Origin of the sequence: Bacillus inaquosorum (assembly GCF_023238325.1) — a bacterium.
GTDB classification, from domain to species: domain Bacteria; phylum Bacillota; class Bacilli; order Bacillales; family Bacillaceae; genus Bacillus; species Bacillus inaquosorum.
The window spans coordinates 2,416,799-2,437,065 of record NZ_CP096592.1 but is presented as its reverse complement, the minus strand read 5'-3'; the positions used below and the strand labels follow the sequence as shown (position 1 = coordinate 2,437,065).

The 20,267-nt window shown below is 44.4% G+C and carries 25 protein-coding genes and 1 pseudogene; 22 read left to right on the top strand and 4 right to left on the bottom strand.

The window, feature by feature from the left end; translation table 11 throughout:
• The first annotated feature begins 5 nt into the window (after nt 1–5).
• The 4 genes and pseudogenes from M1M80_RS12120 to M1M80_RS12105 all read left to right on the top strand — a co-directional run bounded on the left by M1M80_RS12120 (nt 6) and on the right by M1M80_RS12105 (nt 1,948).
• Nucleotides 6–351 (top strand): annotated as a pseudogene (locus M1M80_RS12120) (antibiotic biosynthesis monooxygenase family protein).
• On the top strand, nt 344–1,375 hold the full coding sequence (locus M1M80_RS12115; protein WP_060398962.1) for a bifunctional GNAT family N-acetyltransferase/GrpB family protein: 1,032 nt from the start codon (nt 344–346) through the stop codon (nt 1,373–1,375). The pseudogene M1M80_RS12120 and the gene M1M80_RS12115 overlap by 8 nt, the downstream one beginning before the upstream one ends.
• A complete protein-coding gene (locus M1M80_RS12110; protein WP_003226552.1) occupies nt 1,372–1,695 on the top strand; it encodes an iron-sulfur cluster biosynthesis family protein in 324 nt (107 codons plus the stop codon). Before M1M80_RS12115 ends, M1M80_RS12110 begins: the two co-directional genes overlap by 4 nt.
• 13 nt (nt 1,696–1,708) lie before the next feature.
• A complete protein-coding gene (locus M1M80_RS12105; RefSeq protein ID WP_003236767.1) occupies nt 1,709–1,948 on the top strand; it encodes a YqkC family protein in 240 nt (79 codons plus the stop codon).
• A 40-nt stretch (nt 1,949–1,988) separates the two neighbouring features.
• Here the strand turns inward: M1M80_RS12105 and M1M80_RS12100 are convergent, their stop codons facing one another.
• On the bottom strand, nt 1,989–2,906 hold the full coding sequence (locus M1M80_RS12100; protein WP_060398961.1) for an alpha/beta hydrolase: 918 nt from the start codon (nt 2,904–2,906) through the stop codon (nt 1,989–1,991).
• Nucleotides 2,907–3,069: 163 nt separating this feature from the next.
• Here M1M80_RS12100 and M1M80_RS12095 point away from each other — a divergent pair, with 163 nt between their 5' ends.
• Complete coding sequence (locus M1M80_RS12095) at nt 3,070–3,294, top strand: YqkE family protein (RefSeq protein ID WP_003236765.1); 225 nt, start codon at nt 3,070–3,072, stop codon at nt 3,292–3,294.
• A gap of 32 nt (nt 3,295–3,326) precedes the next feature.
• Here M1M80_RS12095 and M1M80_RS12090 read toward each other — a convergent pair whose 3' ends face one another.
• On the bottom strand, nt 3,327–4,247 hold the full coding sequence (locus M1M80_RS12090; RefSeq protein WP_060398960.1) for an aldo/keto reductase: 921 nt from the start codon (nt 4,245–4,247) through the stop codon (nt 3,327–3,329).
• 63 nt (nt 4,248–4,310) lie between these two features.
• The gene (mciZ, locus tag M1M80_RS12085) at nt 4,311–4,433 is read right to left on the bottom strand and encodes a Z-ring formation inhibitor MciZ (protein WP_003236763.1); all 123 of its coding nucleotides are present in this window, start codon (nt 4,431–4,433) and stop codon (nt 4,311–4,313) included.
• A gap of 73 nt (nt 4,434–4,506) precedes the next feature.
• Between mciZ and nudF the strand changes: the two genes are divergently transcribed.
• Nucleotides 4,507–5,064: an ADP-ribose pyrophosphatase gene (gene nudF / locus M1M80_RS12080; RefSeq protein WP_003236762.1), complete on the top strand. Its 558-nt coding sequence runs from the start codon at nt 4,507–4,509 to the stop codon at nt 5,062–5,064.
• Nucleotides 5,061–6,224, top strand: coding sequence for a TIGR00375 family protein (locus M1M80_RS12075; RefSeq protein WP_060398959.1), 1,164 nt, complete (start codon nt 5,061–5,063; stop codon nt 6,222–6,224). The genes nudF and M1M80_RS12075 overlap by 4 nt, the downstream gene beginning before the upstream one ends.
• An 8-nt stretch (nt 6,225–6,232) precedes the next feature.
• On the opposite strand, the gene ansR is transcribed toward M1M80_RS12075, so the two are convergent.
• Nucleotides 6,233–6,583, bottom strand: a complete 351-nt coding sequence (gene ansR, locus M1M80_RS12070; RefSeq protein ID WP_003236759.1) for an HTH-type transcriptional regulator AnsR — start codon at nt 6,581–6,583, stop codon at nt 6,233–6,235.
• 181 nt (nt 6,584–6,764) lie between these two features.
• Here ansR and ansA point away from each other — a divergent pair, with 181 nt between their 5' ends.
• The 15 genes from ansA (at nt 6,765) to sigF (ending at nt 20,149) form a co-directional block, all read left to right on the top strand.
• On the top strand, nt 6,765–7,754 hold the full coding sequence (ansA, locus tag M1M80_RS12065) for an asparaginase (RefSeq protein WP_060398958.1): 990 nt from the start codon (nt 6,765–6,767) through the stop codon (nt 7,752–7,754).
• Nucleotides 7,755–7,799: 45 nt separating this feature from the next.
• Complete coding sequence (gene aspA, locus M1M80_RS12060; RefSeq protein ID WP_003236755.1) at nt 7,800–9,227, top strand: aspartate ammonia-lyase; 1,428 nt, start codon at nt 7,800–7,802, stop codon at nt 9,225–9,227.
• A 141-nt stretch (nt 9,228–9,368) separates the two neighbouring features.
• Nucleotides 9,369–10,775: a malate-H+/Na+-lactate antiporter MleN gene (mleN, locus tag M1M80_RS12055; protein WP_060398957.1), complete on the top strand. Its 1,407-nt coding sequence runs from the start codon at nt 9,369–9,371 to the stop codon at nt 10,773–10,775.
• 17 nt (nt 10,776–10,792) lie between these two features.
• Nucleotides 10,793–12,112 (top strand): NAD-dependent malic enzyme, encoded by a 1,320-nt coding sequence (locus M1M80_RS12050; RefSeq protein WP_003236751.1) that lies wholly within the window; start codon nt 10,793–10,795, stop codon nt 12,110–12,112.
• Between the two features lie 101 nt (nt 12,113–12,213).
• Nucleotides 12,214–12,429 carry a hypothetical protein gene (locus tag M1M80_RS12045; RefSeq protein WP_060398956.1) on the top strand — a complete coding sequence of 72 codons (216 nt, stop codon included), beginning with the start codon at nt 12,214–12,216 and terminating at the stop codon, nt 12,427–12,429.
• 100 nt (nt 12,430–12,529) lie between these two features.
• Complete coding sequence (spoIIM, locus tag M1M80_RS12040; protein ID WP_060398955.1) at nt 12,530–13,174, top strand: stage II sporulation protein M; 645 nt, start codon at nt 12,530–12,532, stop codon at nt 13,172–13,174.
• Between the two features lie 112 nt (nt 13,175–13,286).
• Nucleotides 13,287–13,736, top strand: coding sequence for a ferric iron uptake transcriptional regulator (gene fur / locus M1M80_RS12035; RefSeq protein ID WP_003236746.1), 450 nt, complete (start codon nt 13,287–13,289; stop codon nt 13,734–13,736).
• A 123-nt stretch (nt 13,737–13,859) separates the two neighbouring features.
• Nucleotides 13,860–14,087, top strand: coding sequence for a YqzK family protein (locus tag M1M80_RS12030; RefSeq protein WP_003236745.1), 228 nt, complete (start codon nt 13,860–13,862; stop codon nt 14,085–14,087).
• Between the two features lie 7 nt (nt 14,088–14,094).
• A complete protein-coding gene (xerD, locus tag M1M80_RS12025) occupies nt 14,095–14,985 on the top strand; it encodes a site-specific tyrosine recombinase XerD (protein WP_060398954.1) in 891 nt (296 codons plus the stop codon).
• A gap of 160 nt (nt 14,986–15,145) precedes the next feature.
• Nucleotides 15,146–16,330 (top strand): phosphopentomutase, encoded by a 1,185-nt coding sequence (gene deoB, locus M1M80_RS12020; protein ID WP_060398953.1) that lies wholly within the window; start codon nt 15,146–15,148, stop codon nt 16,328–16,330.
• 12 nt (nt 16,331–16,342) lie between these two features.
• A complete protein-coding gene (locus tag M1M80_RS12015; protein WP_060398952.1) occupies nt 16,343–17,158 on the top strand; it encodes a purine nucleoside phosphorylase I, inosine and guanosine-specific in 816 nt (271 codons plus the stop codon).
• Between the two features lie 156 nt (nt 17,159–17,314).
• Nucleotides 17,315–18,484 carry a D-alanyl-D-alanine carboxypeptidase DacF gene (dacF, locus tag M1M80_RS12010; protein ID WP_060398951.1) on the top strand — a complete coding sequence of 390 codons (1,170 nt, stop codon included), beginning with the start codon at nt 17,315–17,317 and terminating at the stop codon, nt 18,482–18,484.
• A gap of 95 nt (nt 18,485–18,579) precedes the next feature.
• A complete protein-coding gene (spoIIAA, locus tag M1M80_RS12005) occupies nt 18,580–18,933 on the top strand; it encodes an anti-sigma F factor antagonist (protein ID WP_003223957.1) in 354 nt (117 codons plus the stop codon).
• Complete coding sequence (spoIIAB, locus tag M1M80_RS12000; RefSeq protein WP_003236730.1) at nt 18,930–19,370, top strand: anti-sigma F factor; 441 nt, start codon at nt 18,930–18,932, stop codon at nt 19,368–19,370. Before spoIIAA ends, spoIIAB begins: the two co-directional genes overlap by 4 nt.
• A gap of 11 nt (nt 19,371–19,381) precedes the next feature.
• On the top strand, nt 19,382–20,149 hold the full coding sequence (sigF, locus tag M1M80_RS11995; protein WP_003236728.1) for an RNA polymerase sporulation sigma factor SigF: 768 nt from the start codon (nt 19,382–19,384) through the stop codon (nt 20,147–20,149).
• The last annotated feature ends 118 nt before the right edge of the window (nt 20,150–20,267 follow it).

The following is a 20,267-nucleotide window of genomic DNA, read 5'->3' as shown; positions in this document are numbered from 1 at the left end:
GAAATATGATGGATTTTTTATCAAAAACACCTGAGCCTCCTTACTATGCGGTCATTTTTTCTTCTGTCAAAAGTGAAAATGATACAGGATATGGAGAAACAGCGGAACGGATGGTATCACTTGCGGCGGGTCAGCCCGGATTTTTAGGCGTCGAAAGCGTTCGTGAAGCGGATGGAAGAGGCATAACGGTTTCCTACTGGGACAGTATGAATGCAATTAACCACTGGAAGCATCACACTGAACATCAAGCGGCAAAAGAAAAAGGAAAAAGCGTTTGGTACGAGTCGTATGCAGTCCGCGTCACAAAAGTCGAGAGGCAGCGGCTGTTTTCAGGAGATCACGAATGATTGAATTTCTTCAGCATAAGGAAGACATCACAGCGCGTGAGATTATTGCCGTACAGCAGCCCGCCTACATAAAAGAAGCAGAGCTAATCGGTTTTGACGGTATTCCCGCCTTACAAGAGAAGGCAAAGGATATTCAAGCATCTCATGAACAGTTTGCGGGATATCGGAAAGACGGCAGACTGATCGGTGTCATTTCATATGAGAAAAACATGCATCATCTAACGATTTGCAGGCTTGTTGTGCATCCCGACGGTTTCAGAAAAGGGATTGGACGAGCACTTCTGCAATTTGTCATTGCTCAAAACGAAGACGCTGAGAAAATCGAGGTAGTCACAGCCGAGAAAAATAAACCAGCCGTGTCGCTCTATACACAGGCGGGATTTCAAAAGGTCGAAACTGTGAAAGCGACGGAGGATCTTTTGCTGTCTGTCTTTTATTTGTATCCGAAAAGAAATGTTAAAGTCGTTCACTACAATGAAAAATGGGCGGAACTTTTCAGTGAAGAAAAGGGGCGGCTGAAGCTTGTGTTCGGACCGGAGATCATTGCTGTTCATCATATCGGAAGCACATCGATACCGGATATGGCGGCAAAGCCAATCATTGATATGTTAATTGAAGTCAGAAGCATTGAAGCTGTGAGCCAATATGATACACAAATGAAGTCAATCGGCTATACACCGAAGGGAGAAAACGGCATAGCTGGCAGGCGTTATTTCCAAAAGGGCGGAAATAAACGCACTCATCATGTCCATATGTACGAAAAGGGGAATCCTGCAATTGAAAGGCACCTATTATTCAGAGATTATCTCAGAGCTCATCCAGAAATAGCGAAAGAATACGCCGTTCTCAAAAAACGGCTAGCGGCCCAGCATCCGGACAGCATCCATCAGTACATACAAGGGAAAGATGATTGGATCAAGACTGCAGAAGAAAATGCGAAGCGCTGGAAAGAGGGCAGAAACAATGCGAATGGAAGCGTTGTATGCTACAATAGCGAAAATGATGAAAACGGGGGTCTCACCTTATGAACATACATGTGACAGATGCAGCAAAACAGGCACTGCAGCAGGCGTTTGACGCCAACCCGGGAAAAAAAGCCCAGCTTCGTTACGATGCAGAAGGATGCGGCTGCGCGGTAAGCGGTGTACCGACAATCTGGCTGGCAGAAGAATTAACAGGACAGTGCGAGCAGCTGGAAACGAACGGCATTCCGCTTTATATCCAATCGTCGCAAAAAGTGTTTTTTGACGATCAAATGACGATCGATTACAATGAAAAAGCCAAAACGCTGGCGCTGAAAAGCCCGGCTGAAATGCTCAGCCCCAGAATGAGCATATTAGTAAAGTAGGGAGACACGAAACGTGGAACAAAAGCTGAAGTCAATGAAGAACACAGCACAGAATAAAACGTGGGTATCCTTCCTGAATCAAAACCATCCTTATACCTTGCTCCACTGGTCAATCGGAGGAGCAGAATCCATCAAGAAAGATGTTTGGCTATTGCAGGATGAAATGACATTCGAAACGCAGGAGTTTACAACGATAGATCTTGCGATTGAATGGATTAGAGAAAATATGGATGGTATTACCGACGTTTTATGAAATGGAAAAAGCGAAAGAGCCGAAGGGGCCTTTCGCTTTTTTATTCTGTTGAATCTTTCATTTTATCTAAAAACTCCTTCACCGTTTTTCGGTATGTGTCCCGGTTTTTTGTATACGACATGGCGTGTTCGCCGTTCTCGGCAATATACAGCGTCTTCAGTCCGGGTTTCTTTTCATACAACCGTTCGGTTGAAGAAACCGGAATATATTCATCATCCTTACTGTGAATAAAGAGGACCGGTTTTTCAATTTTATCAATGACAGCAAGCGGAGAAACTTCGCGTGCGCGATAGCCGCCCCTCAGCTTTAAAAAGAAGTCGGTGATGGGGAGCAGCGGCCAAGCCGGGAGCCTGTATTCCGCTTTCAGCCGATAGGCAAGCTGTTCATCAAAACGTGCGAATGGGCAATCGGCAATATAAAAATCAGCCCCATCATCACAGTGTTCACCAGCGTAAAGCAGGGCAGTTGCAGCTCCCATTGATTCGCCGTGAATTCCGATCAATCCGCGATGATCTGTTTTGTTCTTGACCCAGCTGACAACCTCGCTGAGATCATCCTTTTCATAAAACCCGTAGCTAGTCGTCTTTCCGCCGCTTTGTCCGTGCCGGCGATGGTCATAAACAATCACATTCCAGCCGAGATCAAGAAATAAATGCATATATTTAAGAGAATTCAGCACATTCATCGTCACCCCGTGACAGATGATGATGGTGTTTGGTGTGTCATGCGGTGCGACATGGTATCCTTTTATATCATACCCGTAAGCGGATGGTATCACAAAAGCGGTCTTCTCCATTCGTTCAAATGATTCAAACACATCATGTCCGTCGTCTGTCTCTCTTTTGATAATGTCTTCATCTGTCTTTTTCCTGATAAACAGAATTATATTTGAAAAAACAACTCCGATTGCAATAACAGCGGTTAAGAGAGCGCCAATGGCCAAAAGGATTTTCTTCAAAAGTCACAGCACCTTTCAACTAAATACAGGAAATTTATATTTGAAATCATTATACCTAAACAGTGCTGTGCTGATCAAAAAAGTTTTCAGAAGAGAGTCCGCTTGTTCAGTCTCTATGCTCCGTGATAAACTGGCCTCAAAACAAAATACGGGGGAAGCGTACATGAAAAAACAAAAATCCGCTGACAAACACCAGTTAAAAGACGACCTTCAATCCGACATCAAAGCAAAGCTGATGGAGATGAAGAGCCAATTGAAGGAAGAGGATGAAAAGAGGCAGGAAAGAGAAAAAGCAGAACAGATCAGAAAGAAAAAAGAGATCGAAAAAAACAAAAGCTTTGAAGAACTCCTTAATGAAAGCCAAATGGATTGGCATCAATATAAATAAACCAGCACCCATACAGGGTGCTGGTTTTTCTGTTATGAGCGGTGCGCTTCGTAAACGTCTTGTTTCGTATGAGATTGGAGCGCTTTGATTTCCTCTTCGCTTAAACGCCGTGCGTTTGCAGCCTGAGCGTTTTCCCGTAACTGCTCAATCTTACTGGCGCCTGTAATTACTGAGGCGACAGCCGGCTGTGCTAATAGATACTGCAGTGATTTTTCTGTCATGGAAAGATCGGAAGCAACATTCTCCATCGCCTTGCGGGCATTTGTCAATTCCTCAAATGAATAGGACAAGTACCCGTTTTGTTTCATGCTGTCTGCCGCTTGATCAAGCGGTTTTTCAGTTAAGAGCCCTTTGGCAACCGGGCCTCTGGCGACTACGCTGATGTGGTGTTCGTCTAAAAGTGAAAGCCACTCCTCGGGGCGTCTGTCAAACAGGCTGTATTGCATCATAATACTGACGATGTTTGATTTTTTCACATATTCTTTAATCACATTCGGGCGGATGGAAGAAATGCCGTAGTAACGGATCACGCCTTCTTGTTTTAATTCCTCAAACGCTTCAATTGTTTCATCAATGTTGTCCTCTATCGTCCCGCCGTGAAGCTGATAAAGGTCGATATAATCCGTTTTCAGCCGCGCAAGGCTCTTTTTTACTGCTTCTTTTATGTAAGCTTTTGAAGGGTCCCAATACCAGCCTTCGCTTTCGTCATTCCAGCGGTTTCCCGCTTTCGTTGCCAAAATAATATCCTGGCGTCTGTTTTGGATCGCATCACCGACGATTTCTTCGTTGCGTCCGCGATCATACAAATCTGCTGTGTCCAAATAGTTGATCCCAAGCTCGATGGCTTCATCCAGGATGGACAAGGCTTTGTTTTTGTCAGTTCCAAGAGACATACAGCCGAGTCCGACTTCGCTTATTTCTAAATCAGATGTACCCAGTTTGCGCTTTCTCATGTGCACACTCCTTTTTTTAGGCTTTGTATTGACCGTAATATAAAGGAGCTTAAGTTTCAACTTTTACGGCTTAGAGACCCAATCTTTCACATATTGGAATGTGCGTCCGTACTCCTTTAACTTTGCCCGAATCTCCCATGCTTTTCCGACTAAGATAACACCTTTTGCCATACGATGCACTTTCAAGAAGAAGCCCCCTTTTCTCTAGTATGATAAAATGTATGGGGCATCATATAGAGACAGAACGGGAGATGGAGAAATGAAACCATTAGAAGAAAAAACAATTGCCAAAGAACAAATTTTTTCAGGTAAAGTCATTGATCTTTATGTAGAGGACGTCGAATTGCCAAACGGCAAAGCGAGTAAACGTGAAATTGTGAAACACCCTGGAGCTGTAGCGATATTAGCTGTTACGGATGAAGGGAAAATCGTCATGGTGAAACAATTCCGTAAGCCGCTTGAGCGGACGATCGTTGAAATTCCGGCCGGCAAGCTTGAAAAAGGGGAGGAGCCGGAGTATACGGCACTTCGGGAGCTTGAAGAGGAAACGGGTTATACAGCGAAAAAACTGACAAAAATCACTGCGTTTTATACTTCGCCTGGCTTTGCTGATGAAATCGTTCACGTGTTTCTTGCTGAAGAGCTTTCTGCACTCGAAGAAAAACGGGAGCTTGATGAGGACGAGTTTGTTGAAGTGATGGAGGTGACGCTTGAAGAGGCGCTGAAGCTGGTTGAATCGCGTGAAGTATATGATGCTAAAACAGCCTATGCGATTCAGTATCTTCAACTGAAAGAAGCGCTCCAAGCACAAAAATGAAAAAGATTTACACGGACTTGCACATTCATATCGGCCGGACCTTTACGGGAAGGGCTGTCAAAATAACAGGCGCCAAAACACTGACGCTGGACCGAATTTTGGTTGAAGCCAGTGAACATAAAGGGATTGAACTTCTTGGTATTATCGACTGTCATTCTCCGGAAGTCATCCTGGAGCTTGAGGAAGGCATTTCATCCGGAAAATATCGCGAGCTTGACGGCGGTGGGATTCGCTACCGCAGCACGACTCTTTTGATGGGGAGCGAGCTGGAGATCTATGATGAAGCCTGCAGCGGGCCAATCCATGTGCTCGTCTTTTTGCCGACGCTGGCTGATATGAAACAATTTTCAAACTGGCTGTCAGCGCGGCTGAAAAATATTCATTTAAGCTCGCAGCGGATATATGAAACGGGCTTGAACCTGCAAAAAAAAGTGAAGGAAATGGGCGGGCTGTTTATCCCCGCCCATATCTTTACACCGCATAAAAGCTTATATGGAAAAGGGGTTAAATCAAGCTTAACCGAGGTTTTTGATCCCTCTATGATAGATGCGGTGGAGCTTGGGTTAAGCTGTGATACAGACATGGCTTCCCACGTATCTGAATTGAATCAGTATCCTTTTTTAACAAATTCTGATGCGCATTCGTTAGGGAAAATCGGCAGAGAATATAATGAACTATATGTACAGTCAGCTGATTTTACTGAATTTGCTCTTGCATTAAGAGGACAGGGTGACAGAACAATTGCCGCAAATTACGGCTTGGACCCGTTACTGGGGAAATATTATCAGACGGCTTGTGAAGCGTGCGGAGAACCTGCGGTGAGCGGGGAAACGGCGTGCGCGAATTGCGGAAATTCCAGATTTACCAAGGGAGTCAGCGAAAGATTGCGTGAATTGAGTGATCAGGCTGAAGTTCGCGTCTCGCGTCCGCGATATGTTCATCAGATTCCGCTGCAATTTGTTCCGGGTGTCGGTCCGAAAACGCTGGACAAACTAAAAAAAGCCTTCGGAACAGAAATGGCTGTTCTTCATGAGGCTGCAGAAGAAGATTTGGCTCGCGTTGTCCCGCCGAAAACCGCGGCGCTTATTGTAAAAGCGAGATCCGGAAAGCTGGAATTGAAAGCCGGAGGAGGAGGAACTTACGGAAAAATTAAACCGTGAGTTAAAAATTAACTCAGTTCCTCCTGTACTTTTCTTTTTGTCCGGATAAAGGTGATCAGCTGGATGATTTCGTCTTCACTCAGCGGCTTGCCATCAACAGAAATGTGAAAGTCAAGACTGCTCCACGTGGTCAATTCAATGGTCTGAGGGGCAGTCTGCTTTTGTTTCTCGCGGCCCAAAAGTTCATCACACGTTGTGTCAAAGAGATCAGCCAGCATGGCAAGTGCCTCAAGCGAAGGCCGGCGGTACCCTGACTCGTAGCCGGCATATGTGCTTTTTGCGATACCCAGAAGGTCAGCTGTATATTGAAGCGACCAATTTTTCTTTTTTCTCAATTCAGTTAAACGATCTAGATTCATGAACTTCCGCTCCTTTTTCACCTTGAGCTGATTATATCATATAGGTATTAGGAAGTGTACGCGAATTGAATAATAATGTCTTGCGTATTTTATTTTCCGTGTCTATAATTGCATTAAAAGTATGCGAAAAGCGAATACCTTCTCGCAACCCATCTTTAGATACAGTGAAGAGGTGCATGGTATGAAAAAATTATTGATGTTGACAACTGGGGGAACGATTGCTTCAGTTGAAGGGGAAAATGGGCTGGCTCCCGGAGTCAAGGCTGATGAATTATTAAGTTACGTATCAAAACTTGATAACGATTACACGATGGAAACTCAGTCGCTTATGAATATAGACAGCACCAATATGCAGCCTGAATACTGGGTGGAAATAGCAGATGCCGTTAAGGAAAATTATGATGCCTATGACGGATTTGTTATTACTCACGGTACAGATACAATGGCCTACACATCTGCCGCATTATCGTATATGCTGCAGCATGCCAAAAAACCGATTGTCATCACTGGCTCGCAGATCCCGATCACGTTCCAAAAAACGGACGCCAAAAAAAATATCACAGACGCCATTCGCTTTGCCTGTGAAGGCGTGGGCGGCGTATATGTTGTGTTTGACGGCAGAGTCATTCAAGGAACGCGTGCGATCAAATTAAGAACGAAAAGCTACGACGCATTTGAAAGCATCAATTACCCATATATCGCTTTTATCAATGAAGACGGGATCGAATACAACAAACAAGTAACGGAACCTGAGAATGACACTTTCACAGTTGATACTTCACTATGCACAGATGTATGTCTGCTGAAGCTGCATCCGGGCTTAAAGCCTGAAATGTTTGATGCTCTGAAAAGCATGTACAAAGGAATTGTCATTGAGAGCTATGGCAGCGGAGGCGTGCCGTTTGAAGGCAGAGACATTTTGTCAAAAGTGAATGAGCTGATTGAAAGCGGCATCGTCGTCGTGATCACGACTCAATGTCTGGAAGAAGGGGAAGACATGAGCATTTACGAGGTCGGCCGCAGAGTCAACCAAGACTTAATTATCCGATCCAGAAATATGAACACAGAAGCAATCGTGCCAAAATTGATGTGGGCACTCGGCCAGTCTTCGGATCTTCCTGTCGTCAAGAGAATTATGGAAACGCCGATTGCTGATGACGTTGTCCTGTAAAATGTCAGAAACGATAACCAACAAAGAGAAAGTAGGTTAAAGATTATGTTAAACGGCCAAAAAGAATACCGCGTGGAAAAAGACTTCCTTGGGGAAAAACAAATTGAAGCAGATGTTTATTACGGAATCCAGACGCTCCGTGCTTCTGAAAACTTCCCGATTACGGGATACAAGATCCATGAAGAAATGATTAACGCGCTGGCGATTGTAAAAAAAGCTGCGGCTCTTGCCAACATGGACGTGAAACGGCTGTATGAAGGAATTGGCCAAGCTATCGTACAAGCCGCTGACGAGATTCTGGAAGGCAAATGGCACGATCAGTTTATCGTTGATCCGATTCAGGGCGGTGCCGGAACTTCTATGAACATGAATGCGAATGAGGTTATCGGAAACCGGGCGCTTGAAATCATGGGGCATAAAAAGGGAGACTATATCCATTTAAGCCCAAACACACATGTGAATATGTCACAGTCGACAAACGATGTGTTCCCGACTGCGATTCATATTTCCACATTGAATCTCTTGGAAAAACTGCTGAAAACAATGGAAGACATGCATAGTGTGTTCAAACAAAAAGCACAGGAGTTTGATTCTGTTATAAAAATGGGACGGACACACCTGCAAGACGCTGTTCCGATTCGTCTTGGCCAGGAATTCGAAGCGTACAGCCGTGTTCTGGAGCGTGATATTAAACGGATCAAGCAATCGCGCCAGCACCTGTATGAAGTCAACATGGGCGCAACTGCTGTCGGTACAGGCCTGAACGCAGATCCTGAATATATCAAACAGGTTGTGAAGCACCTTGCTGATATCAGCGGGCTTCCTCTTGTCGGAGCTGATCATCTTGTTGATGCCACACAAAATACGGATGCCTATACAGAGGTATCAGCAGCATTAAAAGTCTGCATGATGAACATGTCGAAGATCGCAAACGACCTTCGCTTAATGGCATCAGGCCCGCGCGCCGGACTTGCGGAAATTACTCTGCCAGCACGTCAGCCGGGATCATCCATTATGCCGGGCAAAGTCAATCCGGTGATGGCGGAGCTGATCAACCAAATTGCGTTCCAGGTCATTGGAAATGACAATACTATCTGCCTTGCTTCTGAAGCCGGCCAGCTTGAATTGAACGTCATGGAGCCAGTGCTTGTCTTTAATTTGCTTCAATCCATCAGCATCATGAACAACGGCTTCCGTTCGTTCACTGACTATTGCTTAAAAGGCATCGAGGCCAACGAAAAACGCTTGAAGCAATACGTGGAAAAAAGCGCAGGAGTGATCACTGCAGTCAATCCGCATCTTGGATATGAAGCGGCTGCCCGAATCGCAAGGGAAGCGATTATGACAGGCCAATCAGTCCGTGATCTTTGCCTGCAGCATGATGTGCTGACAGAAGAAGAATTGGATATTATTTTAAATCCATATGAGATGACAAAACCAGGGATTGCAGGGAAAGAACTATTAGAAAAATAAAATTTGAACAAAATACAGCTTATTCATCTCCGGATAGTCGGATGAATAAGCTGTTTACAACATAGGGATGAGGAAGTATAGTATACGTGTTGTACTATTTATTGAAAGCGTTTTAGCTTTTTACATGAAGGGGGACTTCTTTTGAAGGATGTAAGACTGCCAACACTATTCGAAATTATTATTGTACTAGGATCATTTTTAGCACTTGTCATGTCGTTTACAGTCTTTTTAGACTTGCCGATACAGCTTGCGCTCTTCATTTCCTGGTTTATTGCAATGATTCTCGGTATCAGACTCGGTTATTCTTATAAAGATATGCAAAATGCAATTCTGCATGGAATATCAAACGGCCTTGAAGCCGTTCTGATTCTCGTTTCAGTGGGGGCGCTCATTGGAACATGGATTGCCGGAGGCGTTGTGCCGACACTGATTTATTACGGATTAGAATTTATTCACCCTAGTATCTTTTTACTGGCCACGTTAATTATTTGTTCAATCATGTCTGTAGCTACAGGAACGTCTTGGGGAACAGTCGGAACTGCCGGCATCGCCATGATCGCAATTGGAGAAGGATTGGGAATTCCGCTTCCTCTTGTGGCGGGAGCTATTCTTTCCGGCGCTTATTTCGGGGACAAGCTGTCTCCGCTGTCTGACAGTACAGTTCTGGCTTCTTCACTATCAAAAGTCGATGTATTGGCTCACGTGAGAGCGATGCTTTATTTATCAATACCTGCATATGTGATTACAGCTATTCTCTTTACAGTTGTTGGATTTATGTACGGCGGAAAAAATATTGATCTTGACAAAGTGGAATTCTTGAAATCATCTTTGCAAAATACGTTTGACATTCATATTTGGATGCTGATCCCGGCTGTTGTCGTCATTGTCTTATTGGCGCTGAAAAAGCCGTCTATGCCGGTTATCGTGATCGGTGCTTTGCTTGGCGCAATCTGGGCAGCTGTTTTCCAAGGCATGAATATTGCCGATGCGATTGCTACAGCGTACAACGGATTTTCTATTAAAACAGATGTTGAATTTTTGAACGGCCTGTTAAACCGCGGAGGAATTGTCGGTATGCTTGATTCTCTCGTCGTGATTATCTTTGGCCTTGGTTTTGGCGGACTGCTTGAGAAACTCGGCGTGCTAAAAGTCATTGTCTCTATGTTTGAAAAGAAATTAACATCACCGGGCAATGTCACTTTGTCTACGCTGATTGTAGCGTTTTTAGCGAACATCTTCGGCTGTGCGATGTATGTATCCCTTATTTTGACTCCGAAGATTATGGAAGACAGCTATGATCGATTACATCTGGACAGAAGAGTGTTGTCGCGTAATGCAGAGGTCGGGGGAACATTGACTTCAGGTATGGTTCCTTGGTCTGATAACGGTATTTACATGGCTGGTATTTTAGGTGTTTCTACCTTCTCTTATCTGCCGTTTATGTGGCTCAGTTTTGTTGCAATAGGTCTTGCAATTATCTATGGTTATACAGGAAAATTTATATGGTATACGAAAAACAATACAGTTAAAGCCGAAAAACTAGGCTAATAGGGGAGGATCACTGAATGATAGCGAAACACATGATTCGGACACTGATGATCGAAACGCCTTCGGTTCCCGGAAATCTTGGAAGGGTGGCTACGGCAATCGGCCTTCTGGGCGGGGATATTGGTGAAGTGGAGACGGTAAAAGTCGGACCCAATTACACAATGCGGAATATTACCGTTCAAGTGGAGAATGAAGAACAGCTTCAGGAAGTGATCGCGGCTGTACAGGCCCTGGGAGAAGGGATCAGGCTTCACACCGTATCTGATGAAGTCCTGTCCGCACATGAAGGCGGAAAAATCCAAATGAAAAGCAAAATGCCGATCCGTTCATTGGCAGAGCTCGGGCGTGTCTATACACCAGGTGTTGCAGACGTGTGCCGTCTGATTGAAAAAGAACCTGAAAAAGCTTCTATTTATACAACGATCAGCAACTCTGTTGCGATTGTGACAGATGGAACGGCAATTCTCGGTCTTGGGAATATCGGCTCTGTCGCAGGCATGCCTGTCATGGAAGGAAAGGCTGCTTTATTTGATCAGCTGGCGGGTATTAGCGGCATTCCGATATTGCTTGATACGAGTGACCCTGAAGAAATCATCAAAACGGTAAAGCATATTTCTCCAGGTTTTAACGGCATCCTGCTTGAGGATATCGGTTCGCCGCATTGCTTCGAAATCGAGGACCGCCTAAAAGAGGAGCTGAACATCCCTGTTATGCACGATGATCAGCATGGTACAGCTGTTGTGACGCTGGCAGCTGCCATCTCGGCATGCAGGAGTGCGGGTGTTGACCTGAAAGAAGCGAAAGTGGGGCAAATCGGTCTGGGCGCAGCAGGCGTTGCCATCTGCCGGATGTTTATGGCCTATGGCGTGAAAGCTGTTTACGGCACAGACAAATCAGAGGCAGCAATGGACCGTCTCGAACAATACGGCGGACAGGCAGTTTCCAGCATCGAGGAGCTCATGGAAGTATGTGACATTGTCGTTGCAACAACGGGAGTTCCAGGGTTAATAAAACCAGCATTTGTACGCTCTGGCCAGGTGATTTTGGCTTTATCAAATCCGAAGCCGGAAATTGAACCGGAGGCCGCGCTGCAGGCTGGCGCCGCATATGCAGCGGACGGACGTTCTGTTAATAATGTGCTTGGCTTCCCGGGTATTTTCAGAGGAGCGCTCAACGCAAAAAGCAAGGAGATCAATCATGATATGCTTGTCGCAGCAGCAGAGGCCATCGCAGCCTGCACAAAACAAGGCGATGTAGTCCCTCAGCCGCTTGATTCAAAAGTCCATCATGAGGTAGCAGCTGCGGTCGAGCACGCAGCTCTTACAGCAGTTAAATAAATGAAGTCAAACAGCACCTGGCATAACAGGTGCTGTTTTTTTCTCATCATGTGTTCATTTTTGCTATAATTGCTGTGAAAATAAATAAGGGAGTGATCAGCATGGCAAAAAGCCGATCGAAAAAGAAGCGGGAGCATCTGCTGAGAAATGGCGGACGTGACGTTTTATTATCAAGAGGAAGCGCACCATCGTTCAGTACGCATGAAAGAATGACAAAAAGCAAAAAAGAGATTTTAAATAAGAAAAAGCATAGGAATCCTTATGATCATACAGCATTTGATGATAAGGATTTTTTTGTGCCCACAAAAGCCGCCTAGCATCCTTCTCTATCGTTTCTTTTTGAAAAAGAGCATGTTTTTCCGTTTCTTTCATACAATCTATTAAATCAAATCACTAGAACGGGCGGGAGGAAACGGTATGCGAAAAATCTCTTATAAAGACATGTTTCTCAGACATGTCAAAGATCATCTCTCTCTTTATATATTTGTCTCAGTGCTGTTTTTCATGGGTGTCATTTTTGGCGCAATTATTGTCAACAGCATGACCATCAGCCAGAAGGAAGATTTATATTACTATTTAAGCCAATTTTTCGGACAGCTTTCGGATGGAAAACAGGCAAGTTCATCTGATATGTTTGGGCAAAGTATCTTTCATAATGTAAAGTATTTAGGGCTGATGTGGATATTGGGGATTTCCGTCATTGGGATGCCGATTATTTTTATCATGATCTTTCTAAAAGGAATCGTCGTCGGTTTTACTGTCGGATTTCTCGTCAATCAGATGGGAATCAGCGGTTTTTTCTTATCCTTTGTCTCCGTTTTGCCGCAAAATGTACTGCTTATTCCGGCTTATCTCATTATGGGCACGTGTGCGATTGCGTTTTCTTTAAAGTTAATCAGGCAGCTGTTCGTTAAACGAAGCCTGCATGACGCGCCGATTCATTGGTTCGGACGGTATGCCTTTGTGCTTCTGGTCATTCTGTTTTTAGCGCTGATCTCATCCCTCTTTGAAGCATATTTATCTCCTGTATTAATGGAAAAGCTTACATTGAGACTTTTTTAAAATAATTATTAAGAAAAAATCGTTTTATTTATCAGTTTATAATAATTATAGTTGGAACTCTGCGCGTATTTTGTTATAATGAGTCATGGAATGCGGCGTAGGAGGGAAAGACATGGAAAACCGTATTGATCGAATTAAGAAACAGTTGCACTCATCCAGCTACAAACTTACGCCTCAGCGTGAAGCGACAGTAAGAGTGCTGCTTGAAAATGAAGAAGACCATTTAAGCGCAGAAGATGTATACCTCCTCGTAAAAGAGAAATCTCCTGAGATCGGTCTCGCAACAGTATACCGTACGCTTGAATTATTAACTGAATTAAAAGTCGTTGATAAAATTAACTTTGGAGACGGCGTGTCCCGTTACGATCTTCGTAAAGAGGGTGCAGCTCACTTTCATCACCACTTGGTGTGCATGGAGTGCGGAGCCGTTGATGAAATTGAAGAAGATTTACTAGAAGACGTGGAAGAAATCATTGAACGTGATTGGAAATTTAAGATTAAAGATCATAGATTGACGTTTCACGGCATTTGCCACCGCTGTAACGGAAAAGATGCTGAATAGACGGTGCCGAGCGCGAACCTTTTCTCCTGGGGAAAGGGTTTTTTGCTGTTTCCATGTATAAAACCTTTCTGATTTGGCATATGGTTAAATAACTGGAACCATAGGGAAAGGATCGATTAGGACATGGGAAGATTCCTAAAAACAACTCTCGATGCATTGAAAGTTTTCATCCTGTTTACCGGTTTTACCGCTCTGTTCTATTATGCTATGATATGGGTAAATCAAGAATATGAAAACTATCATCGGTACGATAAACCGGAAGGCTCCGCTGTAAAAGTTGTTGAAATGGATCAGGATGAAAAAGGCGGATGGTTTGACCGGTTGATCTTTTTTTACCAAAACGGGGAGTAGATCAAGAGTGAAAGATCAAATAAAGGATTTCATCCACTACGTCATGGTAGAGAGAGGGCTTTCCCAAAACACGGTGATATCCTATGAACGTGACTTGAAAAGCTATTCTCTTTATTTAACAGAAACCCTTCATGTTACGGATTGGAATCATGTAACCCGTATACATATTATTCAATATTTAAAGCACTTGAAGGACTCGGGGAAATCCGGCAAGACTTCAGCACGGCATTTGGCATCCATTCGCTCTTTTCACCAATTTCTGCTCAGGGAAAAGGTGACGGACAAGGATCCTTCCGTTCATATCGAAACACAAAAGACCGAGCGGGCGCTTCCGAAGGTGCTCGCGCTCAATGAGGTCGAGCGATTATTAGACACGCCTAAGCTGACGAGCCCTTTCGGCTATCGGGATAAAGCGATGCTGGAGCTGCTTTATGCGACAGGCATACGAGTCAGTGAAATGATTGAATTGAAAACGGCAGATGTTCATTTATCTATGGGTTTTGTCCGCTGCTTCGGGAAAGGAAGAAAAGAACGGATTGTGCCAATCGGTGAAGCAGCCGCTTCTGCCATTGAGGAATATATGACAAAAGCCAGGGGGAAACTGCTGAAGAACAATGTGTCTGACGCTCTCTTTTTAAATCATCACGGCAAACAAATCAGCCGCCAGGGATTTTGGAAAAACCTGAAGAAAATCGCGCTGGAAGCTGGGATTAAAAAAGAGCTGACCCCGCATACGCTCAGGCATTCCTTTGCGACGCATCTGCTTGAGAACGGGGCTGATTTAAGAGCGGTGCAGGAAATGCTCGGCCATGCGGATATATCCACGACGCAAATTTATACGCATGTGACGAAAACAAGGCTGAAGGATGTGTACAAGCAGTTTCATCCGCGCGCCTAGCCGCAGGTGGCTGCGGCTTTTTTGTTTAGAACGACAGAAAATACTGAAGTTTTTCATTATTTCCGAATGCATTGTCAACGAGAATGAAAACGGTTTATACTTGAGTTGTCAGACCTCTTAGCGATACAATAGACGTATAGAAAAAAAGGAGGCTTTCAAGATGCCTGCATACAAATATAATCGTGTGTTTTTAATTGTAATGGATTCAGTCGGAATCGGCGAAGCGCCGGATGCCGCTGACTTTAATGACGAAGGCGCAAATACGCTCGGGCATATTGCCGAGCATATGAATGGATTACATATGCCGAATATGGCAAAACTCGGCCTTGGTCTCATTGGAGATATCAAAGGTGTAGAAAAAACGGAACATCCGCTTGCGTATTATGGAAAAATGCAAGAAGCGTCAAACGGCAAAGATACGATGACCGGCCATTGGGAGATCATGGGCTTGTACATTGATAAACCGTTTAAAGTGTTCCCTGAAGGCTTTCCAGATGAACTGCTTCAGGAGCTGGAAAAGAGATCTGGTCGCAAAATTATCGGAAACAAGCCGGCCTCCGGCACAGCGATTTTGGATGAACTTGGACAAGAGCACATGGAGACAGGGGCTTTAATTGTATACACATCTGCTGACTCTGTTCTGCAAATTGCCGCTCACGAAGAGGTTGTGCCGCTTGAAGAGCTGTACCGCATTTGTGAAACGGCGAGAGAGCTGACGCTTGATCCGAAGTATATGGTAGGCCGCATTATCGCACGGCCGTTCGTCGGAGAGCCCGGACAATTCAAACGGACGCCAAACCGCCATGACTATGCACTTAAGCCGTTTGACCGCACTGTTATGAATGAATTGAAAGACAGCGGCTTAGATGTGATCTCAATCGGAAAAATTTCTGATATTTATGACGGAGAAGGCATTACTTCTTCACGGAGAACGGTTTCCAATATGGACGGAATGGACAAGGTGATTGATACGCTGGGAGAAGACTTTACAGGTCTGAGCTTTGCGAACCTTGTTGATTTTGATGCTTTATTCGGACACCGACGTGACCCGGAAGGATACGGACGCGCGCTTGAAGAATTTGATGCGCGGCTTCCGGAAGTGTTTGAGAAAATGAAAGAGGACGATCTGTTAATCATTACAGCCGACCACGGCAATGATCCGATTCACCATGGAACCGATCATACACGCGAGTACGTGCCGATTCTCGCTTACAGCAAAAAACATAAGAATGCGCAAATGCTGCCGCTTGCAGATACATTTGCTGATATCGGCGCAACGATCGCTGATAATTTCCAAACGACTAAACCGAAATACGGAAAAAGCTTTTTATCTTTATTACAATAGGGGGACTGTTTCTTGAAAGACAGAATCGAACGTGCAGCCGCTTTTATTAAAAAAAACCTGCCGGAATCTCCGAAGATCGGCCTTATTCTAGGCTCAGGTCTTGGCATTTTGGCAGACGAAATCGAAAACCCGGTCAAGCTGAAATATGAGGACATACCTGAATTCCCGGTATCCACTGTTGAAGGACATGCCGGACAGCTTGTGCTTGGGACTCTTGAAGGAGTTTCCGTCATTGCGATGCAAGGCCGTTTTCATTTTTATGAGGGCTATTCAATGGAGAAAGTCACTTTCCCTGTACGCGTGATGAAAGCGCTCGGCGTGGAAGCGTTGATCGTAACTAATGCTGCTGGCGGCGTCAACACTGAATTCCGTGCGGGAGACTTAATGATCATTACCGATCATATTAACTTTATGGGAACGAACCCGCTGATCGGGCCAAACGAAGCCGATTTCGGCGCCAGATTTCCAGATATGTCGTCAGCCTATGACAAAGACCTATCCGGACTGGCTGAAAAGATTGCGAAAGACCTTAACATTCCAATTCAAAAAGGCGTGTATACCGCTGTGACAGGACCTTCTTACGAAACACCGGCAGAAGTCCGTTTCTTAAGAACAATGGGCTCTGACGCTGTCGGTATGTCTACTGTTCCGGAAGTCATTGTAGCGAATCATGCGGGAATGCGTGTCCTTGGCATTTCCTGCATCTCTAATGCGGCAGCCGGCATTTTGGATCAGCCTTTAAGCCACGATGAAGTAATGGAAGTGACGGAAAAAGTAAAAGCTGGATTCTTGCAGCTTGTGAAAGCGGTTGTCGCTCAGTACGAATAAAAATTGAATCAGAGCAAGATCAAAAGAGAGCTGTGTCCCATGGACGCAGCTCTCTTTTTTATGCCAAAAAAGATACGAAACATTTTCCATCAGTGGGGTATAAAACCATCCCGCTTGGAAAAAATAAAAAGGATTATGAAATGGAGGGCTTTTGAGATGAAACGTCTTTTATCCACTTTGTTGATTGGTATAATGCTGCTTACATTTGCACCGTCTGCATTTGCAAAACAAGACGGAAAACGTACATCGGAGCTTGCTCATGAAGCGAAGTCTGCGGTGCTGATAGAACGTGACACAGGAAAAGTGCTTTACAACAAGAACAGCAATGAGAGACTGGCGCCTGCAAGCATGACGAAAATTATGACGATGCTTTTGATTATGGAAGCTTTAGATGAAGGCAAAATCAAAATGAGTGATAAGGTCCGTACGAGCGAGCATGCGGCTTCAATGGGCGGCTCACAGATTTTCCTTGAACCCGGTGAGGAAATGACTGTCGAAGAAATGCTGAAAGGCATCGCAATCGCTTCAGGGAATGACGCTTCCGTAGCAATGGCTGAATTCATTTCCGGCTCTGAAGAAGAATTTGTTAGGAAAATGAATAAAAAAGCAAAAGAGCTTGGCTTGAAAAACACATCCTTCAAAAACCCGACCGGACTGACCGAGGAAGGGCATTACAGCTCTGCTTATGACATGGCAATCATGGCTAAGGAATTATTGAAATACGAATCAATCACGAAGTTTACCGGTACGTATGAGGATTATCTGCGCGAAAATACAGATAAAAAGTTCTGGCTTGTCAATACGAATCGGCTTATCAAATTTTATCCTGGCGTAGACGGTGTAAAAACAGGCTATACAGGAGAGGCCAAATATTGTCTGACAGCTTCAGCTAAAAAAGGAAACATGCGGGCCATTGCGGTTGTGTTCGGAACGAGCACACCTAAAGATAGAAACGCGCAAGTGACAAAGATGCTTGATTTCGCTTTTAGTCAATATGAAACGCATCCTTTATATAAACGAAATGAAACAGTAGCAAAAGTAAAGGTCAAAAAAGGAAAACAAAAATTTGTCGAACTCACTACATCTGAGCCGATTTCAATATTGACGAAAAAAGGCGAGGATATGAACAATGTGAAAAAAGAAATCAAAATGAATGACAATGTAACTGCTCCGATTCAAAAAGGCCAAGAGCTTGGCACTCTCGTTCTGAAAAAGGATGGAGAAGTGCTTGCTGAAAGTCCTGTTGCTGCTAAAGAAGATATGAAGAAAGCCGGGTTCATAACATTCTTGAAGCGGACGATGGGAGACTGGACAAAATTTAAGTAATTATGCCGAATGACCACTAGTTTTGTCACGGTGAAGGAATTCATTCCGTCGAAATCGAAACACTCATTATCCGATCATATCAAGGAGGAATGAGCATGAGCCTTGGAATTGACATGCATGTCAAAGAATCTGTGCTTTGTATTCGATTAACAGGCGAACTCGATCACCATACGGCTGAAACCCTGAAACAAAAAGTGACTCAATCATTGGAGAAGGATGATATTCGCCATATCGTGCTGAACCTGGAGGACCTTTCCTTTATGGACAGCTCGGGGCTTGGCGTTATTTTAGGCAGATACAAGCAAATTAAGCAAATTGGCGGGGAAATGGTCGTTTGCGCTATCTCTCCTGCGGTGAAACGGCTGTTTGATATGTCGGGTCTGTTTAAAATTATCCGATTTGAACAATCCGAGCAGCAGGCGCTGCTGACGCTGGGGGTGGCATCATGAAAAATGAAATGCATCTCGAGTTCTCTGCCCTTAGCCAGAATGAATCATTCGCCCGTGTGACAGTTGCTTCATTTATTGCCCAGCTAGACCCGACAATGGACGAACTGACCGAAATCAAAACAGTCGTGTCAGAGGCTGTGACGAATGCCATTATCCATGGATATGAAGAGAACTGTGACGGAAAAGTTTACATTTCAGTGACGCTGGAAGATCATGTCGTATATTTGACTATTCGTGATGAAGGCATGGGCATTACAGATCTTGAAGAAGCCCGCCAGCCTTTATTTACGACGAAGCCTGAGCTTGAGCGCTCTGGAATGGGCTTTACCATTATGGAAAATTTCATGGATGATGTCAGTATCGATTCATCGCCTGAGATGGGAACGACGATTCGCTTAACAAAGCACTTATCAAAAAGCAAAGCGCTTTGTAATTAAGGAGATTTGTTATGGATGTGGAGGTTAAGAAGAACGGCAAAAACGCTCAGCTGAAGGATCATGAAGTAAAGGAATTAATCAAGCAAAGCCAAAATGGCGACCAGCAGGCAAGAGACCTCCTCATAGAAAAAAACATGCGTCTTGTTTGGTCAGTCGTACAGCGGTTTTTAAACAGAGGCTATGAGCCTGACGATCTCTTCCAGATCGGCTGCATCGGGCTGTTAAAATCTGTTGACAAATTTGATTTAACCTATGATGTGCGTTTTTCAACGTATGCAGTGCCGATGATTATTGGTGAAATCCAGCGTTTTATCCGTGATGACGGAACCGTAAAGGTGTCAAGGTCATTAAAAGAACTTGGAAACAAAATCAGGCGCGCGAAGGATGAACTTTCAAAAACATTAGGCAGAGTGCCGACAGTGCAGGAGATCGCCGATCATTTGGAGATTGAAGCAGAAGATGTCGTACTCGCTCAAGAGGCAGTAAGGGCTCCGTCTTCGATTCACGAAACCGTTTATGAGAATGACGGAGATCCGATTACCCTGCTTGATCAAATCGCTGACAACTCTGAAGAAAAGTGGTTTGAAAAGATTGCGCTGAAAGAAGCGATCAGCGATTTGGAGGAAAGGGAAAAACTAATCGTCTATCTCAGATATTATAAAGACCAGACGCAGTCCGAGGTTGCTGAGCGGCTCGGGATCTCTCAAGTTCAGGTTTCCAGGCTTGAAAAGAAAATATTAAAACAGATCAAGGTTCAAATGGATCATACGGATAGCTAGTCTGCGATGCAGGCTGGCTTTTTTGTGTGCAAAAGCGTGGTAATTTATGGTCTTTTCAAGCGGATGAATGAGAACAAAATCGAACCACATACTACATATATAACCACCGAAAGATGGT

Coding starts and splice junctions, on each gene's coding strand:
- M1M80_RS12115 (WP_060398962.1), top strand. CDS start 344: ATGATTGAATTTCTTCAGCATAAGGAAGACATCACAGCGCGTGAGATT.
- M1M80_RS12110 (WP_003226552.1), top strand. CDS start 1,372: ATGAACATACATGTGACAGATGCAGCAAAACAGGCACTGCAGCAGGCG.
- M1M80_RS12095 (WP_003236765.1), top strand. CDS start 3,070: ATGAAAAAACAAAAATCCGCTGACAAACACCAGTTAAAAGACGACCTT.
- M1M80_RS12090 (WP_060398960.1), bottom strand. CDS start 4,247: ATGAGAAAGCGCAAACTGGGTACATCTGATTTAGAAATAAGCGAAGTC.
- nudF (WP_003236762.1), top strand. CDS start 4,507: ATGAAACCATTAGAAGAAAAAACAATTGCCAAAGAACAAATTTTTTCA.
- M1M80_RS12075 (WP_060398959.1), top strand. CDS start 5,061: ATGAAAAAGATTTACACGGACTTGCACATTCATATCGGCCGGACCTTT.
- ansR (WP_003236759.1), bottom strand. CDS start 6,583: ATGAATCTAGATCGTTTAACTGAATTGAGAAAAAAGAAAAATTGGTCG.
- ansA (WP_060398958.1), top strand. CDS start 6,765: ATGAAAAAATTATTGATGTTGACAACTGGGGGAACGATTGCTTCAGTT.
- aspA (WP_003236755.1), top strand. CDS start 7,800: ATGTTAAACGGCCAAAAAGAATACCGCGTGGAAAAAGACTTCCTTGGG.
- M1M80_RS12050 (WP_003236751.1), top strand. CDS start 10,793: ATGATAGCGAAACACATGATTCGGACACTGATGATCGAAACGCCTTCG.
- M1M80_RS12045 (WP_060398956.1), top strand. CDS start 12,214: ATGGCAAAAAGCCGATCGAAAAAGAAGCGGGAGCATCTGCTGAGAAAT.
- spoIIM (WP_060398955.1), top strand. CDS start 12,530: ATGCGAAAAATCTCTTATAAAGACATGTTTCTCAGACATGTCAAAGAT.
- fur (WP_003236746.1), top strand. CDS start 13,287: ATGGAAAACCGTATTGATCGAATTAAGAAACAGTTGCACTCATCCAGC.
- M1M80_RS12030 (WP_003236745.1), top strand. CDS start 13,860: ATGGGAAGATTCCTAAAAACAACTCTCGATGCATTGAAAGTTTTCATC.
- deoB (WP_060398953.1), top strand. CDS start 15,146: ATGCCTGCATACAAATATAATCGTGTGTTTTTAATTGTAATGGATTCA.
- dacF (WP_060398951.1), top strand. CDS start 17,315: ATGAAACGTCTTTTATCCACTTTGTTGATTGGTATAATGCTGCTTACA.
- spoIIAA (WP_003223957.1), top strand. CDS start 18,580: ATGAGCCTTGGAATTGACATGCATGTCAAAGAATCTGTGCTTTGTATT.
- spoIIAB (WP_003236730.1), top strand. CDS start 18,930: ATGAAAAATGAAATGCATCTCGAGTTCTCTGCCCTTAGCCAGAATGAA.
- sigF (WP_003236728.1), top strand. CDS start 19,382: ATGGATGTGGAGGTTAAGAAGAACGGCAAAAACGCTCAGCTGAAGGAT.